Source organism: Pseudoxanthomonas sp. Root630 (assembly GCF_001427585.1).
GTDB lineage: Bacteria > Pseudomonadota > Gammaproteobacteria > Xanthomonadales > Xanthomonadaceae > Pseudoxanthomonas_A.
The window spans coordinates 500363-522225 of record NZ_LMGY01000012.1; the positions used below are offsets into that span (position 1 = coordinate 500363).

The 21863-nt window shown below is 58.9% G+C and carries 18 protein-coding genes and 1 pseudogene; 8 read left to right on the forward strand and 11 right to left on the reverse strand.

Annotated elements, in window-relative coordinates; all coding sequences use genetic code 11:
* Positions 1 to 330 precede the first annotated feature (330 nt).
* Both ASD72_RS08375 and ASD72_RS08380 read left to right on the forward strand, forming a co-directional pair.
* Entirely contained in the window at positions 331 to 1287 is a 957-nt protein-coding gene (locus ASD72_RS08375; RefSeq protein WP_056879462.1) for a DUF932 domain-containing protein, read from the forward strand.
* Positions 1287 to 1796: a JAB domain-containing protein gene (locus ASD72_RS08380; RefSeq protein ID WP_056879463.1), complete on the forward strand. Its 510-nt coding sequence runs from the start codon at positions 1287 to 1289 to the stop codon at positions 1794 to 1796. Before ASD72_RS08375 ends, ASD72_RS08380 begins: the two co-directional genes overlap by 1 nt.
* Before the next feature lie 83 nt (positions 1797 to 1879).
* On the opposite strand, the gene ASD72_RS08385 is transcribed toward ASD72_RS08380, so the two are convergent.
* Positions 1880 to 2266: a helix-turn-helix transcriptional regulator gene (locus ASD72_RS08385; RefSeq protein WP_081420229.1), complete on the reverse strand. Its 387-nt coding sequence runs from the start codon at positions 2264 to 2266 to the stop codon at positions 1880 to 1882.
* Between the two features lie 147 nt (positions 2267 to 2413).
* On the opposite strand from ASD72_RS08385, the gene ASD72_RS20520 reads away from it, so the two are divergent.
* The 5 genes from ASD72_RS20520 (at position 2414) to ASD72_RS08410 (ending at position 7248) form a co-directional block, all read left to right on the forward strand.
* Entirely contained in the window at positions 2414 to 3835 is a 1422-nt protein-coding gene (locus tag ASD72_RS20520) for a DnaJ domain-containing protein (RefSeq protein WP_081420230.1), read from the forward strand.
* Positions 3836 to 3974: 139 nt separating this feature from the next.
* Entirely contained in the window at positions 3975 to 4190 is a 216-nt protein-coding gene (locus tag ASD72_RS08395) for a hypothetical protein (protein ID WP_056879464.1), read from the forward strand.
* Positions 4191 to 5120, forward strand: a complete 930-nt coding sequence (locus tag ASD72_RS21315; protein WP_056879465.1) for a hypothetical protein — start codon at positions 4191 to 4193, stop codon at positions 5118 to 5120. It abuts the gene before it with no gap.
* Positions 5121 to 5363: 243 nt separating this feature from the next.
* Positions 5364 to 6326: a lambda-exonuclease family protein gene (locus ASD72_RS08405; protein WP_056879466.1), complete on the forward strand. Its 963-nt coding sequence runs from the start codon at positions 5364 to 5366 to the stop codon at positions 6324 to 6326.
* A 25-nt stretch (positions 6327 to 6351) separates the two neighbouring features.
* Complete coding sequence (locus ASD72_RS08410; protein WP_056879467.1) at positions 6352 to 7248, forward strand: hypothetical protein; 897 nt, start codon at positions 6352 to 6354, stop codon at positions 7246 to 7248.
* 514 nt (positions 7249 to 7762) lie between these two features.
* On the opposite strand, the gene ASD72_RS08415 is transcribed toward ASD72_RS08410, so the two are convergent.
* On the reverse strand, positions 7763 to 8476 hold the full coding sequence (locus tag ASD72_RS08415; protein ID WP_056879468.1) for a MobA/MobL family protein: 714 nt from the start codon (positions 8474 to 8476) through the stop codon (positions 7763 to 7765).
* Positions 8477 to 8780: 304 nt separating this feature from the next.
* Between ASD72_RS08415 and ASD72_RS08420 the strand changes: the two are divergent.
* Positions 8781 to 9545: pseudogene (locus ASD72_RS08420) on the forward strand (IS3 family transposase); the annotation flags it as partial.
* Between the two features lie 340 nt (positions 9546 to 9885).
* Here the strand turns inward: ASD72_RS08420 and ASD72_RS08425 are convergent.
* The 9 genes from ASD72_RS08425 to ASD72_RS08455 all read right to left on the reverse strand — a co-directional run bounded on the left by ASD72_RS08425 (position 9886) and on the right by ASD72_RS08455 (position 21859).
* Positions 9886 to 11379 (reverse strand): DUF3987 domain-containing protein, encoded by a 1494-nt coding sequence (locus tag ASD72_RS08425; protein ID WP_056879469.1) that lies wholly within the window; start codon positions 11377 to 11379, stop codon positions 9886 to 9888.
* A 69-nt stretch (positions 11380 to 11448) separates the two neighbouring features.
* Positions 11449 to 11853: a hypothetical protein gene (locus ASD72_RS08430; protein WP_056879470.1), complete on the reverse strand. Its 405-nt coding sequence runs from the start codon at positions 11851 to 11853 to the stop codon at positions 11449 to 11451.
* 12 nt (positions 11854 to 11865) lie between these two features.
* Positions 11866 to 12081: a hypothetical protein gene (locus tag ASD72_RS21490; RefSeq protein WP_056879471.1), complete on the reverse strand. Its 216-nt coding sequence runs from the start codon at positions 12079 to 12081 to the stop codon at positions 11866 to 11868.
* A 73-nt stretch (positions 12082 to 12154) separates the two neighbouring features.
* Positions 12155 to 12301: a hypothetical protein gene (locus ASD72_RS21495; RefSeq protein WP_235577975.1), complete on the reverse strand. Its 147-nt coding sequence runs from the start codon at positions 12299 to 12301 to the stop codon at positions 12155 to 12157.
* Positions 12302 to 12304: 3 nt separating this feature from the next.
* A complete protein-coding gene (locus tag ASD72_RS20900) occupies positions 12305 to 13396 on the reverse strand; it encodes a hypothetical protein (RefSeq protein ID WP_155944547.1) in 1092 nt (363 codons plus the stop codon).
* Positions 13397 to 13448: 52 nt separating this feature from the next.
* Positions 13449 to 16511 carry a DEAD/DEAH box helicase family protein gene (locus tag ASD72_RS08445; RefSeq protein ID WP_056879473.1) on the reverse strand — a complete coding sequence of 1021 codons (3063 nt, stop codon included), beginning with the start codon at positions 16509 to 16511 and terminating at the stop codon, positions 13449 to 13451.
* Positions 16512 to 16644: 133 nt separating this feature from the next.
* The gene (locus tag ASD72_RS20525; protein ID WP_081420231.1) at positions 16645 to 18231 is read right to left on the reverse strand and encodes a site-specific DNA-methyltransferase; all 1587 of its coding nucleotides are present in this window, start codon (positions 18229 to 18231) and stop codon (positions 16645 to 16647) included.
* A 213-nt stretch (positions 18232 to 18444) separates the two neighbouring features.
* Complete coding sequence (locus ASD72_RS20905; RefSeq protein ID WP_155944548.1) at positions 18445 to 18906, reverse strand: hypothetical protein; 462 nt, start codon at positions 18904 to 18906, stop codon at positions 18445 to 18447.
* A gap of 1 nt (position 18907) precedes the next feature.
* On the reverse strand, positions 18908 to 21859 hold the full coding sequence (locus ASD72_RS08455) for an RHS repeat-associated core domain-containing protein (RefSeq protein ID WP_056879475.1): 2952 nt from the start codon (positions 21857 to 21859) through the stop codon (positions 18908 to 18910).
* Between the last annotated feature and the right edge of the window lie 4 nt (positions 21860 to 21863).

Below are 21863 nucleotides of genomic sequence, written 5' to 3' on the forward strand. Positions count from 1 at the left end.
GCAGCGGGTGTGCGATTGAACGAAATCTCGAACCCATACTACCTCTCTGAAGCTGGTGGAGTGCTGGCTTCGCGCATGGCGCAGCGCTGGTCGCGTCTTGACTGGAGTAGGGAAGGATGAAGAACAGGGTCGAGCTTATCTATTGCGTGATGGTCGTGGCGACGGCAGTTCTGGCTGGCGTCATGAAGTGCACGGCAAGCGCGGCCTGCAGCAGATGTGGTGACTTGGTCGATCCGTTCGACTGATCCACAAAACCCTTTGGTACCTCGCACAAGGCCCGGCTTCGTCCGGGCCTTGTGCGTTTGTGCCGCAAACAACGAGGAAGGAACTATGCATTTGGTCGAAACGATGGCTTATGCCGGCGAGAAGCCGTGGCATGGCTTGGGCAACCGGCTTGCGCCGCATCAGCCCATTGAGGCCTGGAAGCGTCAGGCAGGGATGGATTGGAAGATCGAGGAAGCAGAAGTGCGATACGTCGCTGGGGGCCACAGCCTGGGCGTCATTCATGCCTTCCCGGAACAGAAAGTGCTTTACCGTTCTGACACGCGCCTGCCGCTATCGGTGGTCTCCAAGCGATTCCAGGTCGTGCAGCCGGGTCAGATCCTGGAGTTCTACCGGGACCTTACCGCCAACAGTGGCTTCGAGCTTGAGACCGCCGGCGTGTTGCGGGAAGGCCGCAAGTTCTGGGCGTTGGCCCGGACTGGCCAGAGCACGACGTTGAAGGGTCGTGACAGAGTGGATGGTTACCTGCTGCTGGCCACCGCCTGCGATGGAACATTGGCGACCACCGCCCAGTTCACCTCGGTCCGCGTAGTCTGCAACAACACCTTGTCCATTGCGTTGGGTAACGCCAGTGGAGCGATCAAGGTGCCGCACCGCAGTCAGTTCGATCCGGACGCGGTTAAACGCCAGCTTGGCATCACGGTCTCGTCCTGGGATGGCTTCGTGGTCCGGATGAAGGCGCTGGTGGAACGTCCGGTGGATCCGGACTCGGTGGAAGGGGTGCTGCGTAGGGTGCTGACCTACAACGGGCCAGATGGCAAGGCTACGGTCGTCAATGAGCAGGCCATGGCCAACGTGCGGTCGTTGTATGAAGGTGGTGGACGTGGTGCGCTGATGGCTTCCAGTCGCGGAACGGCATGGGGTTTGCTGAACAGCGTGACCGAGTTTGTCGATCACCATCGGCGGGCGCGTAGCGAGGACCATCGCCGGGACGCGGCGTGGTTTGGGCCCGGTGCCCAGATCAAGCAGCGGGCGTGGGATGAAGTAATGAAGCTGGTGGCTTGATGCGAGCCCGGTCACGCGTGCGTGAATCAACTGTAGTCCGGACGGCTCCCCCCGAGGGAGCTGTCCGGACGCGGGAGGACCGGACCATCAGCCAAGCATTGCGGATCCTTGAGCAGAGACTGGTCGGAGCGGGAGTATTGCTGAACGAGGTGGCGACGTGCGGAGCGTTCTTCCAGCTGCGGTTGGGCAGCGAGGAGCGTGAGCACTTTGAAGTGGCCTTCCTCAATGCCCAGCACCAGCTCATTGCGGTGGAGCGATTGTTCTCCGGTACAGTGGATGGGGCGGAAGTCCACCCGCGCATCGTGGCCCAGCGTGCCTTGGCACTGAATGCGTCGGCCGTGTTGGTGGCTCACAACCATCCGAGTGGTCGCTCCGAGCCGTCAGCGCTTGACCGTGCATTGACGACCAGGCTGAAGAGCGCGTTGGGGCTGGTAGCAGTTCGGTTGCTGGATCATTTCGTCGTCACGACGCGTGAAGCCACTTCGATGGCCGCCAGAGGGTGGGTCTGACGCCGTGCATGTTCGGTGTTTAGTGCCATAACGCCCGGCCCCGAGGGCCGGGCGCTTCTTTTGGTCTGCTGCACTCAGTGCCTTCAGCGCGCTGAGCAGCTGCGCGTGGGCAACTGCAGAAGCTCTACAAGCTTTGGCAGGAGCGTCGGGTCTTCGATCAGCGCCGGAATCAATGTTGCCAGCGTCTCTCGCTGGGAATCATCGGCATGCGAAAGGGCAAGTATGGCGTCGGCCATGGCTGCATCGTCGGCGAGCAGATAGGCCGCCGGCACTTCGAGCAGTTGCGCCAGAAGAGCGAGATTGTCGAATCCAATGGCGGTGACCTGGTGCTCGTAGCGATTGATCCGCGAAGAGCCCTTGTCCTTACCCAGTCCCATGCGATCGCCCAGTGCGCGTTGGTTCAACCCACGCAGCTGCAGCGCCTGTAGCAGGCGTGCAGCGAACAGCGCACGTGGCGAGGGATGGGGCACCGGCGTCCGGAAAAACGGGGTCGGCCGGAACAATGACGAAGCCTCTATCGGTGTGGCAGACTCTATCTGGGGAATTAGGGGTGTATGTCAAGCCGACGATCGACCACCGAGGCAGACATTGCAGGGTAACCAGGGGAACAAGGCAGCATGGATCCGTACGAGATTCTGGGTATTCGTCCGAATGCGGGGCGCGATGAGATTGAGCTGGCCTACAAGGGGCGACGCAGTCAGTACCACCCTGACCGTTATGCACAAGCGGATGCGGAAACGCAGGCTTGGGCGACAGGCAAGATGAAAGAGATCAACCAGGCCTACGCGGTGGTAACGAACGAGGCCGAGCGCGACAGGTTTGACCAAGAGCAGTTTCGTCGAGCGACACCGAAGGAGTCGCCACCGCCACCGCCACCGCCACCACCGATGACGCTGAGGCAGGTGCTGCATGGCTACACGTGCGCGACCGAGCCGTTTCAGAGAATCTTTATTGCACCCCACATACCGGCCAACAAGATGGCTGGAGCCATCAAGAGTTACGGCGAAGGCGTGCGCCCGCAAGACGTCGTTGCGCTGGTCGACGACACCGTTTTCGGTGGGGCCAAGGAGGGCATGCTCATTACCGAGTCTGAGATCTACTTCAAGGCCATCTTCGAACCCGTGTCCAGGCTCCGTCTGGATGTGGTCAAGGAAATCAGCGCGCACGGGAATGTGGTTCACGCCAACGACTTCCAGTTCGCCAAGTTGAACATCCCGGAAAAGCGGGACGTGAAGGCACTTTTCAAGAGGATTGACTCGTATATCAAGAGTCGTAGCGTGGAGTCGCCGCACCGGGACGGCAAAGGCCCAGATCACCACAGCAGCGCTGAAGGTCTCGGGCGGGCTGAAGAAGATAAGTTGTATGCCAGGCTGAAACAAGGCTTCTTCAGTCGCTTGGAGGCAGACGTCCGGCGGGAGGCTGCCGTGGCCGATTCGCCGGAGGAGTGGGTGGTGGCTGAGCTAATAAAGCAGCTCATGCACGTGTCCGGCGTGCTGGATCGGTTCGTGCAGCAAAGGGGAATACCGCTATCCAGGATGGAGAAGTCGTTCCTGGCAAGTGATCCGATGCGCTGGGAGGTGTTGACGTTCGTGATGGCTGTTGTCGATAGATTGTTGAGCGATGAAGCCGGGATGGACGAGGAACAGGTCCAGGCGTTCACCGGGCCGGCAATGCTGAGGGTGTTGATGGCCTATGTCGCGGAAGTGGAAGACGTGGGAAGGCGCCGCACCCTGCGGAGCGTCGCCCGTCCGTTTGAAGAGCTTGAGGAATCGAGGTTCTTCATGGATTTCCGTCGACGCTGTCGTAGATATGGCGTGGTACTGGGCGATTCTCCGGGCAATGTGGTCGAGGCATTCAGCCACTCCATGAGCAATCCAGCCGCCTTTTATGCGTTGGACGAGCCGCAGCGGAGGAAGTGGGGCGAGTTCGCGCAAGGGTTCATGGGGCGTGTGCTGGATCCAGACGGCACACCTGTGCTCCTGGGAAGGATCTTTGAGGAAACCGAAGCTGCACTGGTCAACGTCCTCGACAGGAATTGACGAAGGAATGACTTTCACGGCTCTCCAAAGGGAAGTGGTGTCGACATCGCGATGTCCGGCGCGCGTGATCGTGTCTGACTTCCCGCGTTCGAGAGTGCATGCGGGAAGAAGTAAAAATCACCGAAAACAGGGGGTATGAATGAGGTATCTCATTGGGCTGTACGGAGCAACGGTGTTGATCGCGGCGATCTACTTCGACATATGGGGGGAGTACGCCTATAGGGGATTCTTCTCCAACCTGGGGAGAGCCGTGGTCTGGCCAGCCATCGCATTTCCTTCCTTCGGTAGGATTTTGACGGGCCTTATCTGGGTGGTGGTGATTGGTGGCGTCTTGTTGTTCGCACGGAGCAAGTGAATGAACGGGCTTAATGCGAAGTTGATCATGGGGGCTTGCCTTCTGACGCTTATGACAGGGTGCAAAAGCGAGCTTGACAAGGTGCGCGAAGAGTTCATCGACAGCTGCAAAACCGGTAATGCGTCGACGGAGATTTGCGAATGCGCTATCGACAGGCTGCAGGACCACTACGGCGAGAAGGGCCTGGTGGCAATCAAGGAGCAGGGTGTCATGCCGCCGGACTTTATGGCCCAGTTGGCGCGGGCTGGTGAGGGCTGCAGGAATGAAGCACTAGGACTGACTCAGGAAGGCGACATCAATGTGTCAGGATGCAAAGTGCCGGCAGGATTGACGCCAGGAGAAGCTGAGCAGATTCGATGCAGCAGTGTCGATCTGACGGCGGATGCCGCACCTGGGCTGTTGGAGCCAGCCGCTGGCGTGTCGAGTGATCTGGATATGGCCGCTGCTGCCGCTGCTGCCGCGGCGCAAGCGGCGAGCACAGCGGAAGCGACCTACGCCGCCAACGCCACTGCGAATCAGGGTGCGACACTCGGTCAGGCGGGCGACGATACCAGGGTGATAAGCGCGGCAATCGCTGTGCAGGCCGGTCAAGGCGGAGGCAGTGAGTACAAAGAGGGGCGTCGGTTGGTTGAAGGTGATCTCAATGGCGACGGCGTGCTGGATGTTGCAGTGCTGTACACGCTGGAGGGGGCCGGAGGCAGCATGACGTCGATTAGCTACTTGGCTGCATTCGTGCGTGAAGGAAGCCAACTACGGGAGTCTGACACCGAGACCCTGTCGGGGGCTGCTGAAGCACTGACGCTGAAAGATGGCATGGCGCACGTCAGGTTGCTGTCTCACGGACCTGATGACCCCAGATGCTGCCCATCCATTCGGGAGGATGCAGCATTTGTCATCCACGGCGACAAGTGGTTGCAAGTCCGGCTCTGAACCTTGCCTTTGTAGGAAAAGAAGGGCCGCCTCGTGCGGCCCTTCTTCATGGAAACGAGCAATGGCAAGGGTTGGCGGGGGGAGGCTGGTCGGAAATGTTACGGGCCATAGGCGAAACGCGTGACTCTACGTCACCTATGCGGATGTGCTGCGTCGTCAGAGCTTCCGTCAGAAAGCCGGTTTGATATCAGTAGTCACGTATGGCCGCCCCAACGAGGGCGGCCTTTCTTTTTGGAGAACGCGATGGAGAAGAAGACGGCCTTGCGCCTGGTGGAAACCCGCACGTTGGATCGTGGGAAATGGCTGGAAGTACGACGGGGAGGCGTTGGAAGTTCCGATGCGGCGGCGGCAGTGGGCATGAATCCCTACAAGAGCCAACTGGAGCTGTGGATGGAGAAGACGGGGCGGGGAACTGAGGGCGAAGACAGAGTCGACATGGAGTCGCCGATGTACTGGGGCACGCTGCTGGAGCCTTACGTGGCACAGGCCTACCAGAAGAAGACGAATTGTCGGGTACGCAAGGTCAATGCGGTCCTGCAACACCCAACCTTTCCGTTCATGCGGGCCAACATCGACAGGGAGATCGTCGGCAACTGCGAGGTCCAGATTCTGGAATGCAAGACGGCGGGCGAGTTCGGCTCGCGGCTGTGGCGCGATGGCGTACCCGAGTACGTCCAGCTCCAGGTCCAGCACCAGCTAGCCGTTACCGGCAAGGCCGCTGCGGATGTGGCCGTGCTGCTGTGTGGTCAGCATCTGGAAATCCACCGCATCAACCGGGATGAGGATGTCATTGCTCGCTTGATCGTGCTGGAAGCCCGCTTCTGGGAGTACGTGGAATCGGACACGCCGCCACCCGCCGATGGCAGTGAATCGGCGGACAAGGCCTTGCGCCAGCTCTACCCGGGCGGCGGGGACACGCTGGATTTCAGCGAGGACCGACGCCTGTCAGAAGCGTTCGCCGAGCTGGTGACGTTACGGCGCGAGCTGGAGGCCAAGGAAAGCCAAGCAGAGTTGCTCAAGCAGACCTTGCAGCAGGCCATGGGCGATGCGGCACGCGCCGTGTTCGCCAGCGGTGAGGTCACCTACAGGCGGGCCAAGGATGGCTCCCGCTTGGACACCCAGCGTCTGACCACCGATCACGCCGCACTTGTGGCCGCATACACCCTGCCCAAGCCAGGAGCGCGGCGGTTCGTGATCATGGACTGATCCCTTCAAACATAGGAGTTTCGACATGCTAAAAGGTTTGGCAATCACACCGCCCGTGATCGGGCGGATATCCATCGGTCGAGTGGTGGAGCGTAATGGCAAGCGGCTGCCGGAGAAGGACGACCAGTTCACCCTGACCAGCCAAGTGCAGAACCGCGATGGGTGGGTCCTGCATCCGCTGGATGAAACCCTCAAACGGGAAGCTGGCGGCAAGCTGCGATCCATCCCGGTTCGGTTGCTGTTCAACGATCCGGCCCTGAACCTGCGAGCCGACTACTCGCTGTTCGACCGCAATTCTGGCAGGCCCGTGTGTGTTGGCAATGGCGAAACCTGCCGGCGCGTGGGGAACGAGGGCATGGAGGGTTTGCCGTGCCCCGGCCCGGACGCGTGCCGGTTCGCCGACGGTCAGTGCAAGGCCTACGCTCGCTTCAACGTGGTGATCGGCGATAACCAGGACGACGCGCTGGGCAGCTTCGTCTTGCGCACGACCTCGTTCAACACCATCCGCACGCTGGCCGCACGGTTGCAGTACTTCAGTGCGGTCTCCGGCGGGCGGTTGGCGTGCATGCCGTTGGAACTAAGGCTGCGAGGCAAGTCCACGACCATGAGCTTCCGGACGGCGATCTACTACGTCGACCTAGTGGTCCGGTCCGGGCTGAGCCTGGAGCAGGCGATCGAAGAGACCCGAGGGCTGGACCAGCGCCGGCAAGCCAGCGGATTCGACCAGGTGGCGTTGGATGACGCTGCGCGGCAGGGGTTTGCTGCAGGGGCGTTCGAAGAGCCGGAAGAGGACGTGCCGGCATTGGTGGAAGAGTTCTACCCTGAGGAGGGCGCGGCAGCCGCTGATATCCCAATGAGCCGTGCGCCAGTCAGCCTGGGTAGCAAATTGGCGGCGAAGGTTACCCGTGCCTCGAATGGATGAAGGTGGAGCGGCAAGATCTGGTTGTGGAAGAGAATAGGCGAGGGGAGCTTAGGCTCCCCTCCGCATCAGCAGCCACGTCGTTCTTTTTTTTGGGTCATTGGCCTCATTGCGCTTGTCGGATCCCGAGTGCTGCCAGCCCATGCGCTGGACGGAGACCTCGCTCACCAAGCTCCACCTACTGCCGGGAGCGGCCATCGCGGCCGCGCAGGCGATGGCTAACCTTCGGTCCGACGGCACGATGCTGTGCGTCAGCCACCTGGCCCGGGTTTTGGAGGGCAAGACGGTGGAGTAGCGGCTGGCCGAAAAGTCCGAGGCCGAATGGGAAGAAGTCTGACGGCACGTCCCGCTGCTGCCTGATGGCCGCAGGACCACCGCGGGTGAACCATGGGCTTGCCGTCCTGGCCACTTCACCCGGCAACGGGGGACGGGGGCGAGAATCCCCGCTCAAGCGCCGACGACCGAAGCCCCGCAAGGGGGCTTTATTGTCAGTTCCGGTTGTGACCCTGCCATGGTCCTAGTCTTCCCCGTCCTTGCTCGCTGCGTGCTCCTGATGTTTCTCGCCCATCATCCTCTTGACTCTCGCCGGGCCTAGATGAATTCCCGGAATTCGATCGATGCCCTGATCTCGGAGGCTTCGATGATCGACGCGGACCTGCAACCCAGCTTCGGCCAGTGCCTCGTTCGCCAGATCGGCGATGGCTTCCCGGGTCGTTAGCAGTTCTTGGCTCACCTGCTGATGGGTCATGCCCCCGCTGAGCTTCTTGCAACCCCCTCGCTCGGGGTGCCTAGCGTTGTATCGGCGGAAATACTGCTGGGGCGGTCGCGGGATGCCATCGGTTGCCCTGTCTGAGGTCATCACGTGGATGTGCGGGTTCGGGTTGCCCGAGAGCCTTCCTTCCGGACCGTGGAAGGCCATCTGCCAGGGCCGCGGTCCGGCCACTCGCAATGCGATCCTCCTGCCCAGGCGCATGTTCTGCTCGTGATCGAGTTCGCTCGGCAGCGAAATGATCCATTCGCGATAAGCCGCCGCGTTCTTGCGCTCATGCTTGTCGGCGTGCTTCCAGAAAAGGAGGGGTTTGTCTTGGCTCCACTCCGGGAAGTTGCCGAACTCAAGTCCGATCAGGTCATCCCTGTCCTCCCACTTGTCTCCGATGCGGGCGTCGTAGCGACTGTGCTCTGCGCAAGTTCCTTTCTTGCCGCTCTTTACCTCAACGCGATAGTTAGCCATGCTTGTTTCCTCTTCTTTTTGCAAAAGAAAAGCCGGCGAGGAAAGTCCTAGCCGGCAGCTGTGTTCCATGGATTTGATGGGCTGTGGAGGAAAACGGTAACTGCGCTTCCTCATTTCCCCTATTGGATTGCCGGATCAACTACCGTCACTACCCTGTGACAATCATCGATCAATGAAGCGAACCACCGTAGCCTGTCCCTATCTACATAGGGTTACCTTCGCGTACGTAAAGAAATACATGAGGTTCCACTTCCGTGTGGAAGCTACATGGGTTTAGGCACCCGGGTAGTGACAGCCACGCTTGTACGTGCCACGCCCGGATTGCAATGTCGAACGGCGTGCACGGATCCTGGCGCTGGCGCAGCGGCACAAGCGCTATGGCGTCGGGATGATCCATTTGAAGCTCCGGCAGGAGCAATGGCCGGTGAACTACAAGCGGGTGGAACGCCTGAATAAGGAAGCGAAGCTGCAGGTACGGCGGCGCAAGCGGGAGAAGGTACCGCTCGGTGATCGCCAACCCCTGTTGCGGCCGGATGTGGCCAATCAGGTCTGGTCGATTGATTTCGTGTTTGACCGCACGGCGGAAGGCCGGGTGATCAAGGCGCTGACCATCGTCGACGATGCGACTCACGAGGCGACGCGCGAGGCAACGCACGAGGCGATAGCGATCGAGGTGGAGCGTGCGATCTCGGGTCTTGGCGTCACGCGAGTACTGGACAGGCTGATGATAACCCGCGGACTGCCGCGCATCATCTGAGCCGACAATGGCAACGAGTTCTGCGGCAAAGCGATGGTGGCGTGGGCTCACGCACGCGGCGTGCAGCTGCGCCTGATCCAACCCAGAAATCCGAACCAGAACGCGTACGTCGAGAGCTTCAATGGTTGCCTAAGGGACGAGGGCCTTAACGAGCATTGGTTCCTGACGTTGCTGCATACACGCACCGAGATCGAGACCTGGCGACGGGAATACTACGAGGAGAGACCCTAGAAGATCTTGGGCGGACTAACCCCGGCTGCCTACCCCAAACAGTTGGCAGCCAAAGCCGCTACGATGAACCCTAGACTCTAAACTGCCACGCTACTGAAAGCGGGGGGGCGTCGGAAACTCGGATAAGAATCGCGTGGAATGTGCGAGCAAGATGCTGCCGAGCGGCGATGAAGGCTGGAGCGTCAGAGGAAGTGCCTTAGGTCGTATCTGTGGTGCCCAAGCGGTGTTCCGCGTCTGGTGCCTGATTGGGCTAAGCCGCGCCGGTCCCCCTTTCTATCCTTGGAAGCGCGAGAGTGGCGGTGGAGACCGGAGGGTAACCGCCGGCAAGGGGGGGGTGGCAACCATCCCCCCCTTGGCCGTGCTAAATGCGCAAAGGGTTTGCACGATTAGCACGGTTAACACCCTCTATCTGGTCGCCAAGCTACTGCTGGGGACGATCAATCAGACGAATCCTTTCGGCCGTCTGGCCACGGCCGACAGGCACGAACTTCTTCTCAATCAGCTTCTTCTGCGCGAGAATGGCAAGCAGGCGATGGATATTCTTGCCACGCCAGCGTCGGGAGGGAAAGTACTGGGACACGGTACTGACGTATGTGAAATCCAGTTCGCGGCGAAGTCGTGTGCCGTCCTGGGCTGGCTGGTTGCGGAGCTTCTCGATCAGCCAGTCATACAGGCGCATGGCATCCTCTTCTTCCGGGTCCTCCGGAACGAAAGTGTCCACATAGTCTTTCGAGGATTCGTCGCAGATTGCAACGGCGCTCAACAGACATTCCACACCGACTTCATTGCCGTCGAAGCGCTCGGTCACGTGGAGGCCGCCGGCCATACGCGCTACGTTCTCGGCCAACCTGGCAGCACATTCCATCGCCTTTTCGTAGCGCCCTCCGGGCTGGCGCTGCTCTTCCACGAAGTTGAAATAGCGAACCCAAAGCTCGGCCGCCTCCTTGTTGAAGCGCAGCTCCCGGCGGGCGTATCCCGGTGTTGCCATGGCGTTGGCACCTTCGAGAAGGAGTTCCGTCAAGTTGCGAGCGAACTCGTCGCGGCAGCTGGTTCGGATGGGATCGCTGATGATGTCGATGTCCAAAAAGCGGCCACCGCCGACGCGTTCGGCGTTGCAGTAGACCATGCGGGCAAAGAGGCCTGAATCGAGTCCTTCTCTTCCGAGCGCTGAGTTAAGCGCGGTGTTCAACTTGCTCGGTTGAATCATCAGCAGCATGGACAGCCGAGGATCTTCGCGGTAATAGCTCGCCACGCTCACGCGCGGATCGTCGATCACTTCGTAGCTCCACGTATCGCAGAACGTGGTGTCGAACGGGAGGATAGTCGAACGCAGGTATTTGGCACAGTCGCCAGAGATGATCGTGGTGCAGGGGAAGTTGGTCAGTGCGCGCAACAGCGACGCATAGTTCGGCTCCTTCATCGACAGATGAAGCTCACAGGGGCAGGTGGGTTTACGACCGCTGTGCTCGTCAATGCGCAGCCTGACTGCTTCAGCGCTCAACCCCATTTGAGGCGCGGCTGCGAGCTCGGCCGAGAGTACCTGCCCTTCGCACTTCCAGGCGTACATGTCCTCTTGATAACGGGCTATGGCTTGATTGAACAGGCGCTTCAGTTCGGAGTTGGCCTCGTCGAAGGAACGAAAAAAGTCCCGTCGGACGTTGGTTTTGCCCTCACCCGAGATTGCGTTCACCAGAACGAAGATGTTCGTTCCGAGCTTGCCGCCGGTGGGCGTGATCATGTCAGCGAGCGATTGGGCGGCCGCACAGCAGGCTGCCACTGCCGTGAAGTAGGGCATCTTGAGCGGAACCTTTCGCTCGTTGAGACATTCCTGGACCGCAGCCTGAAACCGGGGCAGCGGGAATTGGCCAGCCTTGGGGAGCAAGTTGAACGGAAAGGGGTGCTTGAGTTTGCTCATTTTTGTTTCTCTAGAATGTAGACAGACACCCTCGGTCCGCAGACCGAGGGATGCGAGGGGTGTTCGGATTCAGGCGTTCGATGCCAGAGCTTCTTCAACGAGCCTGGCTGGGGACTCTGAGGTGTGGTCACCTTCGCCTCGGTCGGACTTGCTGGCCTTCGTCGCGGTGGGTTCGGTTCGCAAGGTGTGGCCGCAATGTTGGCAGGCGGGTGCGCCTTCAGCCTGCTCCATGGCATCAATCAGGTTCTCCAACAAGCTCGGATAAAGCTTCAGCCCGCCGTCGGCCAAGTGCCTGAGAATCTGCTTGTTCGGCATCTTGTTGTGCCGGGCCATGGCAACGGCCGGGTAGAAGACCTTGAACTCCTGCAGCTTCTGCTGCAGGGGGTCAGTGATCGTCATCAACAGACGGATGGTTCGTTCTGTACGCGTTTCGCGCGCGTCGGCGTTCTTTGCTGCCGTGCTTTCGGTCTTCATGGCCGCATCTCCCTAAACGCCAGCGGCGTTGGATTCGCAAAGCAGAAGCCACGCGACCAACGCGCCCAACTTCCAGCGACGCGGACCGCGGCCGGTGGTCGACGACGGAATCGGACGGGGAAAATGCTTGTCGAAGTTGGGGTCGCTCGGGTTCATGAGGCCGTAGAACGAGCTACGGCAGAGTCCCACGAACTCCCACGCCTGGCGGGCGCTCAGGCGCTGCTCCATGTCCGGATGGGACAGGTCCACTGCGGTCGTGCGAGAGCCGTGATTCTCCAACGGCGTGAGGAGAGTACGGTGGCTAATGGATGCACGGCGTGTGCATCGGGCTTGTACGATCGGTGTAGCGGTATTGCTCTTCGATTTCATGTCTTGCTCCAAGATTGATCGGCCGTTGCAAGTGCTCTGCAACGGCGGTGATTTTTTCTTCAGGAGCTTTTTCAGTCATGCGTTAGCGCGGTAACGCTTGACGTTGTTTGAGTAATGCGGTAGGTCGCCGCTCCGACAGGGTCGAGATGACTTCTTTTTCCGGGCGGATGATCGTGGTGGCGGAGCTGGCTGCGTTTGTCTTGCGCACGCCCATGGATCGCAGGACGTGCTCGACAGACTCTCGGCTGGGTTGGGTGGCGTCGCCGGCTTTGTAGATCCAATGCGGCTGCCAGAAGAGCTTGGCGACTGTCAGCATGGCTCGCAGATCAGGTGTGATCGTCGCTGTGTCCAGCCTCTGGCTCTCGGGCACGATGGTCGGATCACAGGTATCGGCTGCAAAGTCCAGAAGGGATGCTGGTTTGGATTTCCTGTCGCAGAGCTTCCAAAAGTCTTCTTGCAGGTACTTGCGCGCTTCGGTACGGCGTCGCTCCTTCTCAGAAGGATCGATGTTCTTGTAGCCGCGCCAGTACAGACGGTTGGCATCGAGCATTTCCCCGAGCTTGCCCGAGACGTACTCCGGCAGTTCCTCCGTCACTATGCCCTTGATAATCAGGTCATTCACAAACTGGCCCGAGAGCAGGCACTTGGTGAACGTGGTTACATCCATGTTTCGCGCATAGAGACTCGCTGGCGAAACTCTCAATGAAACTGGTATAGGGGTGTTTCGGTGCGCGGTTTCTTTAACTGGCGAACGCCTGAAAGCGACGACGCGCCAGCCAGGCTCTTGTTCGGAGGTGCCTGAGCGGTCTGGAATTGGTGGCACGATTTCAGTCCAGCCGGCATTCTTCCTGATCAGTGCGTAAAAGCGCGATGTCTCCACGAGTTTGCCAGCAGCAATTTGGAAGAGGTCGTCCTCCTCGAGGACCAAGCCTAACGATCCCCGTGCTGACAACAACAGCATGGCGCCAGCTGGTGCCGCTGCGGGGTTGGCGGCAAACTCTTCGTGGATTGCGTAGAAGTCCACCTCGTGCGGAGCCAGGGCGAAAACTTGCAGGTAGCCGCATGCAGCGTGGTGGAGCAGAGATCGGGCTGGAATCTTTAGCTCATTGGCCCAGTGCCTCAGTGATGCGAATGCGAAGGGATTGTCGCCATCGCGGATATCTTTGAACGTCATCAGCTCAACCCAATGCCGAACAGGGCACAAGGTGCCATAGCAAAAGTGGACCTCACTTGACCACTTCCATCAGTTTTCCGAAGCTGTCCACGACGCCGTACTTGACGTTGTCCGGAGAGAATCGCTTGTTCATTTCATCGAAGAACCTGTGGGCGCACGTGATCTTTGTCCTCTCGATCTCTCGCAGCTCCATCGAGGACATGGATCCCTTGGTCTCGGCGACGAAGTAGATGTGCTTGACTTGGCCCTCCTTGAAGCTGATCGCCCAGTCTGGGTTGTAGTTGCCAACAGGCGTAGGGATGAAGAATCCTTTCGGCAACTTTGCATAGACAACCACGTCGGTGCTGGAGTCCAGCTCCTTGACGAACTCGCGCTCGATGTTCGATTCGGTCAGGACGAAGTCGTAGATGTGGTGCTTGAGCTTGTCGCCGGCCTTGCTCAAGTCTTGCTTGGTCTGCCCGGCAGTGAAAATGTCCAAGTCGTAGCTATCGTCCACCGGGTCATAGGCGAGGTGCTCGACAAAAACTGTGGCCTTCTGCTCGTTGATGAGACGAACGGCTTCGGCGATGAAGCTCTCTGGATTGGTTCTGAACTGGGCGAACACCGCCACGTTCATGCCCCTCATAATCTCCGCCACGGTATGCCGGGTGAGCTGGGTACCTTCGACAATTTTTCCGATCAGGTCGTAGGGAACGGCAGATTGGATCGAGCTGCGATGGGCTTCCGTTTTGCTTTCAGAGATGCGGAAGCTATTCCCATCCTCCAGCTTGTCGTAGGTGATTTCGTCTTCCTGTTCGCCCGCTTGGATGACGTATTGCAAAGGCCTGACCCGCAGGCCTTCGTCCTTGTGATTGATCTTGTCCACAGCTTTGCGAACTAGCTCGTCGCCGTTGAAGTGCACGCTGTAGGCCGCTTTGCGATTGATGCGCTGCCAGAGCGCCTTAAACTCCTGCTTCTCGAAGTTCTGGTTGGGCAATAGCTGCTTCATGTTGCGCCCGTTCTCCGGCGCCGGGATCTGCCCTTCCGTAAACACACTGTCGATCAGCTGGAATATTAGTTCGGCATGCGGCAGAAGCTCTTCCGGTAAATCGACAAGAGCGCCTTCCTTCTTCGCCTGGTGGTACTTCTCAGTGATGTGGCGCTTCTTGTCCACGTAGCCGTTCTGGATCAGGTAGAACTCAATGTCGGTCGCCATGTCGGCAGTGACCGTCACGTCGCCGCTAGCTGCCTTCAGCACCTTGCCCGTGAAATAGGCCTTGTCGGCGATCCTGGGGCGGGCGGACAGTGAGGCGCTGATGTCTGCCTGCAATGCAGTTACGAAGTCCTTGTAGCTTTCGCTGGCGACCACGGTTAGTACGTTGACGTCGTGGACGTTGCCGCCATCCATGCGCTCGCCTTGCTGATTGACGGACAGGCGTAGGCCTCGACCTACCTCTTGGCGGCGTGAGATGGTGTTGTCACTGTGCTTGAGGGTACAGATGACAAATACATTGGGATTGTCCCAGCCCTCGCGCAGGGCCGAGTGGGAGAAAATGAAGCGCACCGGCTCGCTGAGAGACAGCAGGCGCTCCTTGTCCTTTAGAATCAGGTCGTAGGCGTCGGCATCATTCGACATGCCCGCGTTCTCACCGCGCTTTTCCTCATCCGGGTTGATCAGGCGCTTGCTTTTCTTGTCGATGGAGAAGTAGCCGCTATGGGTCTTTTCCACGGAAATGGATTTAAGGTACTTCGTCCATGAGGTCTCTTCTAGCCCCAGCACCTCATTGAGGTAGAGGGTGTACTCTTCCTCGAAAATGTGGGCGTATTCGCCCTTCTCGTCCTGCTGGCTGTAGTCGCGGTACTTCACCACTTCGTCGATGAAGAACAGCGATAGCACCTTAATGCCTTGCTGGAACAGAGCCTGCTCCTTGTCGAAGTGCGCCTTGATGGTTTCCCGAATCTGAATGCGACGAAGGGCAGCTTCGTTAACGTCACCAATTGCATCACCCGTATTCAGCTCCACGCCATTGGTGAAACTGAGGGTGTCGGTGACGGCGTTGATGTCCGAGACGATATAGCCCTCGCGGTACTGGTCGAGGCCTTCGGACAGGTCGAATAGGTTGTCGCCCTTCTTCAGCTTGCGCACGATGCGCTTGATGCCGCCGCCCTTGAACTTCTGCTCGAATTCCACCCGTGCTTCCGGCGGCTTTCTTGGCGAGATGTCGATCGATTGCAGGTACAGGTAGGCGTTGGTGCCGGCCAGCCCTTTCATGGTGATGCCGCGTACGGCGATCTTCTTTACCAGCTTCTGGTTGTAGGCATCCAGCGCATCCAGGCGGTGGATCTTGTTGTGCGTTGTTTTGTGCGTGGCCGAGTAGCGCAGCACCGCCAGTGGCTTGAAGTTCACCAGCGAGTCCAGCGTCTTTCCACCTTCCATCTTCTGCGGTTCGTCCAGGATGAGGATCGGGCGATTGGCGCTGATGACGTCAATCGGCTTGCGCGACTGGAAGTCGTCAAGCGCTTCGTAGATGCGCCGATTGTCCTTGCCGGTGGCATTGAAGGCCTGCACGTTGATGACCATCACGTTGATGCCGGCGTCGGATGAAAAGCTCTCCAGCTGGTGAAGCTTCTTGGAGTTGTAGATGAAGAACCTTGCTTTCTTCTGGTATGACTCCAGCAGATGGTCGGCCGTGATTTGCAGCGATTTGGCTACGCCTTCGCGGATGGCAATCGACGGCACCACGATGATGAACTTGCTCCAGCCGTACTGCTTGTTCAACTCGAAGATGGTTTTGATGTAGCAATAGGTCTTGCCGGTGCCTGTTTCCATCTCGATATCGAGATTGATGTCGGCCACCTTGGTCTTGACCAGCTTTTCGGACACCGGCAGGTTCTGCCTTCGCTGCACGATCTGGATGTTGTCCAGAAGCTGCTTCTCGCCGAGAAACAGATCGGCATTGCGGAAGCCGGCATCGCTGGCGACGGTGCTGCCTATGGTCTGGCCCTTCGTTTGCTTGCCGGGATCGATTCGGTAGCTGATCGCCTCCGGGCTGGCCAGCGGCTGGCCCTTGAAGCAATCCACCACCGCCTGCACGGCGGCGGTCTGATAGGCCTGGGTCTTGAATTTGAGCTTCATGCGGTACGGGGCCTTTCTCTTTGCAGCCTCTTTGGAAATTCGGGCCCCGGGTTCGGGTAAGTGCCGGAATTTTATTGATTTTCCGGGCGTCTCTTTGCCGGGCCTCTATTTGCTCTCTACAAGCCGTGTCACCTTACAGGCACTTCACTTCGGTGCCCGGCGACAGCAGCTTGAAGATCTGTTCGATGTTGATCTTCACGTCGTCGCCCTTGAAGCCGGCGTCGCGGAATACGGCGCGCAACGGTTTGTACGTGGCAAGCTCCTTGGCGAAGGCATCATCGATGCTGCCGGTTTTGTCGAAGCAAGCGGCCAGCGCGTCGGTATCGACGAAATACACGGCCTTGCCTTGGATGACCTTCTTTTCAATAGGCAGGGCGAGGTCAACGCCCCAGTACAGCATCACCTGGAACAACAGATCTTCCGGAGTACGGTCTGGCTTGATGTTGTCCACGGAGTCGAGCAGGTCACCTTGGGTGATCTGGTCAGGAGTGTAGTAAACGTCGCTCATATTGGAGGTATCGATCTTCAACACGCGGAAGCCGATGTCCTTCCGCCAAGAGTCCGATGTGCCCGACAGCAAAGACGCCTTGCCGCAAGCACGCAAACGCCGCTTAGCGATGTCTGCAATGCTTTCTACCCCTTCGGGATTGCCTGAGTTCTTAGAAATGGATTCGGGAATTTGAACCAAAACAAAGCGTCTATTGATCCCATCTAGCGCGTTCTGGCGCAGAGTGGCATCTCCTGTAGTGCCGGATCCTGCAAAGAAGTCTAGGATGATGTGCTCCTCTGGCTCGCTTGCGAAGATTGACACAAGGTACTGGATAAGGAAGACAGGTTTAGGGTAAGAGAACTTCAAGCCCCACTTCGAAAGCATTCCGCTATTCTGTTTCGTGGTGCCTACATTCCTAATGACCGACAAGACGTGACCTTGATCTTCTGATCTCCTTTTGTACCCGTAAATTGCACCGGACTCGGTTAGGTCGAACCAAGTATCTTTTCCTTCTGAGTCGCGTATCGGGACGCAGCCATTCTTAATGAAGAGGTCCACTAGGTTCCTAGAGCTCCAGCCGCTCGCCACTCGAGCGGGGGCGCTCAACTTCCCATCTTTAACTTGGATGCGGTCAAGGATCCGTGGGAATCGATCATCTCTCGGCTCGAGCGTCCCCTCCTCAAATTTTGCGGGGAACCCTTCCGGCAGAACGAGAATCGACTCCGGGTTAGCGGGACCATTCTTGGTAATGGAGTTTTCGATCGTGTCATTAAAAAGCTTGCTTGACTCCTCAATGTTGGGATCAATCACGATCGGGCGTGAGAACTTCTCTATGTCCCTACAGTAGGCAAGAATGTACTCATGCACGCCCTTGATCTTGCTTTGTTGGTCAACGTTTCCTTCGTTGTTCCAAACGAATTGTGCGACAAGAGCGTCTTCTCCGAACACCTCGTCGCATATCTTCTTGAGATTTGCTTGCTCGGCGTCGTTGATGGAAACAAGAAGAATTCCGTCTTCTTGGAGAAGGGCGCGCGAGAGTTTGATCCGCGCGTACATCATGCTGAGCCAGTCGGAATGAAATCGTCCGTTTGATGTGGAGTTAGAGACTAGGCGACTTCCATCTTTGTCTCGTTCTCCGCTCGCCAGATCGAAATCCGATTTCGTTTCGGCAAAGTTGTCTCTATAAATAAAATCGCCCCCGGTGTTATACGGCGGATCGATATAGATCATCTTGACCTTGCCAAGATATGTCTCCTGAAGCAGCTACATACAGCCAGCCAGTTGGACACGGCCGCCAAATGAACTGGGCAGTGTCACCAAATGAACTGGGCACCTCCGCCAAGCAGCTGGGCAGTCATTGCTTCGTTCGCCGGATAACGTAACGAGTTCGCAACTCAGAGCGACTCAACCCGCCGATGAGTACCCAACAACGAGCTATCTCAGTTAATCGCGTACTGGACAGACGACCGCCACGCGACTGCTCACGGATCGAAGGTTGTGGACGTTCCAGCCGTACCAGCGATCTGGATCTGCGGAGATGATGATGCTCTTAGCGTCTGAATCTACAAGCTGGACAGTCGCAATCGCATCTTTGCTGACAAGAACTTGAGCTTCTGAGTTGGGCCCAATACCCAGATCCGACATGAAGGATGGTGGAGCCACAGTAAAATGTCCTTTCCCAAGCGGAATTCGGGGTAAAGGTCTATCTTCGGACACCTCCCACGTGGATTTGTGCTCATCGAACCAAGCCTCAAGGGATACGTCGAGACGCTTTTCCTTGAGCTGGTCAACAACACGCTGGCAACTGGCAGCGTTACTGTTATGCCCAGAAAAAATCGTAACTGCCGCGTACGCGATGCCGCCAAGTAAGACACCTGCGACGGCAACAAGCGCTATCATTCGCATCTTATTTTCCAGCCCTTGAGTGATAGTACGAGTATCCGTAATCAGCCCAGTACTTGGCATGTGATATTTGTAGCAGGTTTCGGGCAGTGAAGTTTCCGCCACCGACATCTTGCACAAAGCTGGCGGTATTCCATGCCTCGATGGCTCTGTGCATCGTACTACGCGTGTATCCACCGGCCGCCCAAGACATGCCTTGCATCATGTAGTTTATGTCGGTACCCAAGTGTGTACCCGAGTACCCACCCGGCATTCCATAGATTGAGAAAACTTCTCTGTTGTAACCATTGAAGATTTGGGAATCACCTCTGCTTCCCTGCATAAGGTTCCCAAATTCACGATTGCTCATCCCGTCATAGTTACCTTCCACAGACTGATTGAACATCAGTTCTCCGTAGGTGTACTCGGTCAGTACACCTAGTTCAGCTGCAGAAAGGGGTATTTTTCTGCCTGGGTACTGCTCAATGAAGTCGTCGATTCGCTGGGTGATTGCATTCTTGCGTCGCAGGTTCTCTGCATTGAAGGCATGCATTTCCTGATTGAAAAGACGGCTAAACGCAGCTTGTGACGCTCCGTTGCCAAACTTTCCGCCAGTAGCAACCGAAACAGTACCGCCTACGAGAGCTGCCGCTGCAACGCGTGCTGGAGCCGCTCTAACAGCACCGCCACCGATTCCATCAATCATCGGCGCGCTCAACTCTGCCACGCCTGCACTCAGGAATCCATGCCCGAACTTCCCACCCTGCAGGCGCGACATGACACCACCGGCAACACCGTGGCTGAGCACCTTGTTGGCGAACTGCTCGCCGGTCAGGCCAGTGCCGAACACACCCTTGAATTCCGCGCCGTTGGCGGCCTGTAGCTGCTGGAACTTGGTGCCTATCCCGTAGAAGACCGCCGCCGAGAACGCGCCGAACAAACCGCCCTGTAGCGTCCCCGTGCTTACATAGCCACTGACGAAGCCCACCAGCATCGCCGCCCCCAGCTTGGTGAACACCGGTGCCAGGTACGGCATGAAGATCGTGCCCACGATGGCGATGATCAGCCCCAGCGCCTGCCGCAGGCTGAAATTGCCGGTCGGGTCGGTGTACACCAGTGGGTTGTTGAACACGTAGGTGTAGGCGTTCCAACTCTGGCCGTTGGTCGGCGCCTGGATCAGCGGATCGGCCTGCAGGAACCTCCCCAGCTTCGCATCGTAGATGCGGCCGTTCATGTGGATGACGTCCGTGCCGTCCACGTACTCGTGTCCGGTAAAGCCGCGCGGCGTGTTCGTTGACGAAGTGCCGCTTCCGGCTGGATTTCCGACGGCGCGACGCGCCCCGAAGGTGGCGTAGTCGAGCGCCTCGGCCACGCTGCCATCGATGTTGGCGATGCGGATCAAGCTGCCCAGGTGATCGTGGAACAGGAACTTCGTCGCCTGGACCACGCCATCGACGACCGTCTGCAGGGCTACCCCGGCCACATACCGGCGGGCGGTCTGCAAGCCGTTCTGAATCACGACCTCGACACCGCCGATGTACAGCGTGGTGGTGGTGCCGTCCTGACGCTTGTAGCGCTGCCCGTCCGGGCCGTACCAGAATCGCGTGGTCTGCCCGTTGCCCATCTGAATCTCGTGGGCCTTGCCATCGGCGGTGTACAGAATGGTGCGATCGTTGCTGCTGCCGGGTGCATCGCGCAGCGTCTGGTTGCCGCGATCGTCGTAGTAGTAGAACGTGGCGGCGGCGCCGTCACCGGTCCTGTTGACTGCGTGGGGGCTGTTGGCCACGGACGTGACCGCAGCTGAGGTCGTGGCTGTGCGCGTCAGCGTCGCCAACTGAGCGCCCGCGGTGGGCAGTGCGATCTCCTGCGAAGCCGGTCGCGCCGGTTTGGTCCTGCGGTGCCAACCGCCGCCCTGCGGCTGCTCGAAGCCTAGCGACCAGCCATCGGCTTCATCGTCCCAACTTGGACGATCATCGCCTGCGCTGTAGCGGCGGTTGCGATACTCGGGCGCAAACAGCTGGCCGCGGTTCAGCGCCGAAAAACTGGGTCGTGCTGCGGCGCCGGTGAGGCCAGTGAGCGTCTGCGGCGCCTGGCTGGCCAGCGAAGGGATGGCCCCGGCTTGAGGCATCGGCAGCGCACCCACGCAGCCATCGGCGCCGGGATAGCCGTATCCCAGTCCGTCCTTGCTACAGATGTTGCCGAGCTGGTCGTATGCATTCGCCAGCAGCACCTGGTTGACGGTGATGCCATTAGCCATGGTCAACCGCCCCTCGATAACCCGGTTCAGGCTGTCATAGGTGAACTGCTCCAGGTAGCGTCCTTCCTTCTGGTGCGAGGCCAGATTGCCGGCGGCATCCCACACATAGCCTTCCTGCACCAAGTTGCAGTTGGTATTGCCTGCGCAGATCTCCGTCAGGCGCCCGGTAAGGGCGTGGTACTGCCGACGCACTTCCATGCTGGACTGGCCGGCGCGGATCTCCCGACTGACGTTGCCCCAAGCATCGGTGGCCAGCGTGCGGTTGTAGGTGTCGATCGCCCTGCTACAGATCGGATTACTGTCCAACTCATCGCTGGCACAGGTGGCCCGCGCACCACGCGCCCCGAACTCGGTCTTGCTCCAGGCGCCGCTGGCATCACGCGCCTTCCACGGTCGGCCCAGCACGTCGTACTGCACCTCGGTGCCGAACATGCCCTCCTCGACAATGACGCCCATGCCCGCCGGGCGCCCCATCGCATCGTAAAGAAACTGCCGAAGGTAATCGGTCGCGTTGTCGGGTTGTCCCGCCCAAGCCTCGTACTGCCCGGTGGTGGTCTCCATCACCGGTTGGCCGCTGGCGGCGGTGTAGCTGTCGTACTCGGTGGTGGTCTGACTTTCGATAACACCGCCGGGCAGCTTCGCAGTGATCCGCCAGGCCCGCCCGCGCGCGTCAATCTCACGCTCGGTACGATAGCCACCATTGTCGACCTGGGCGATCACTTCA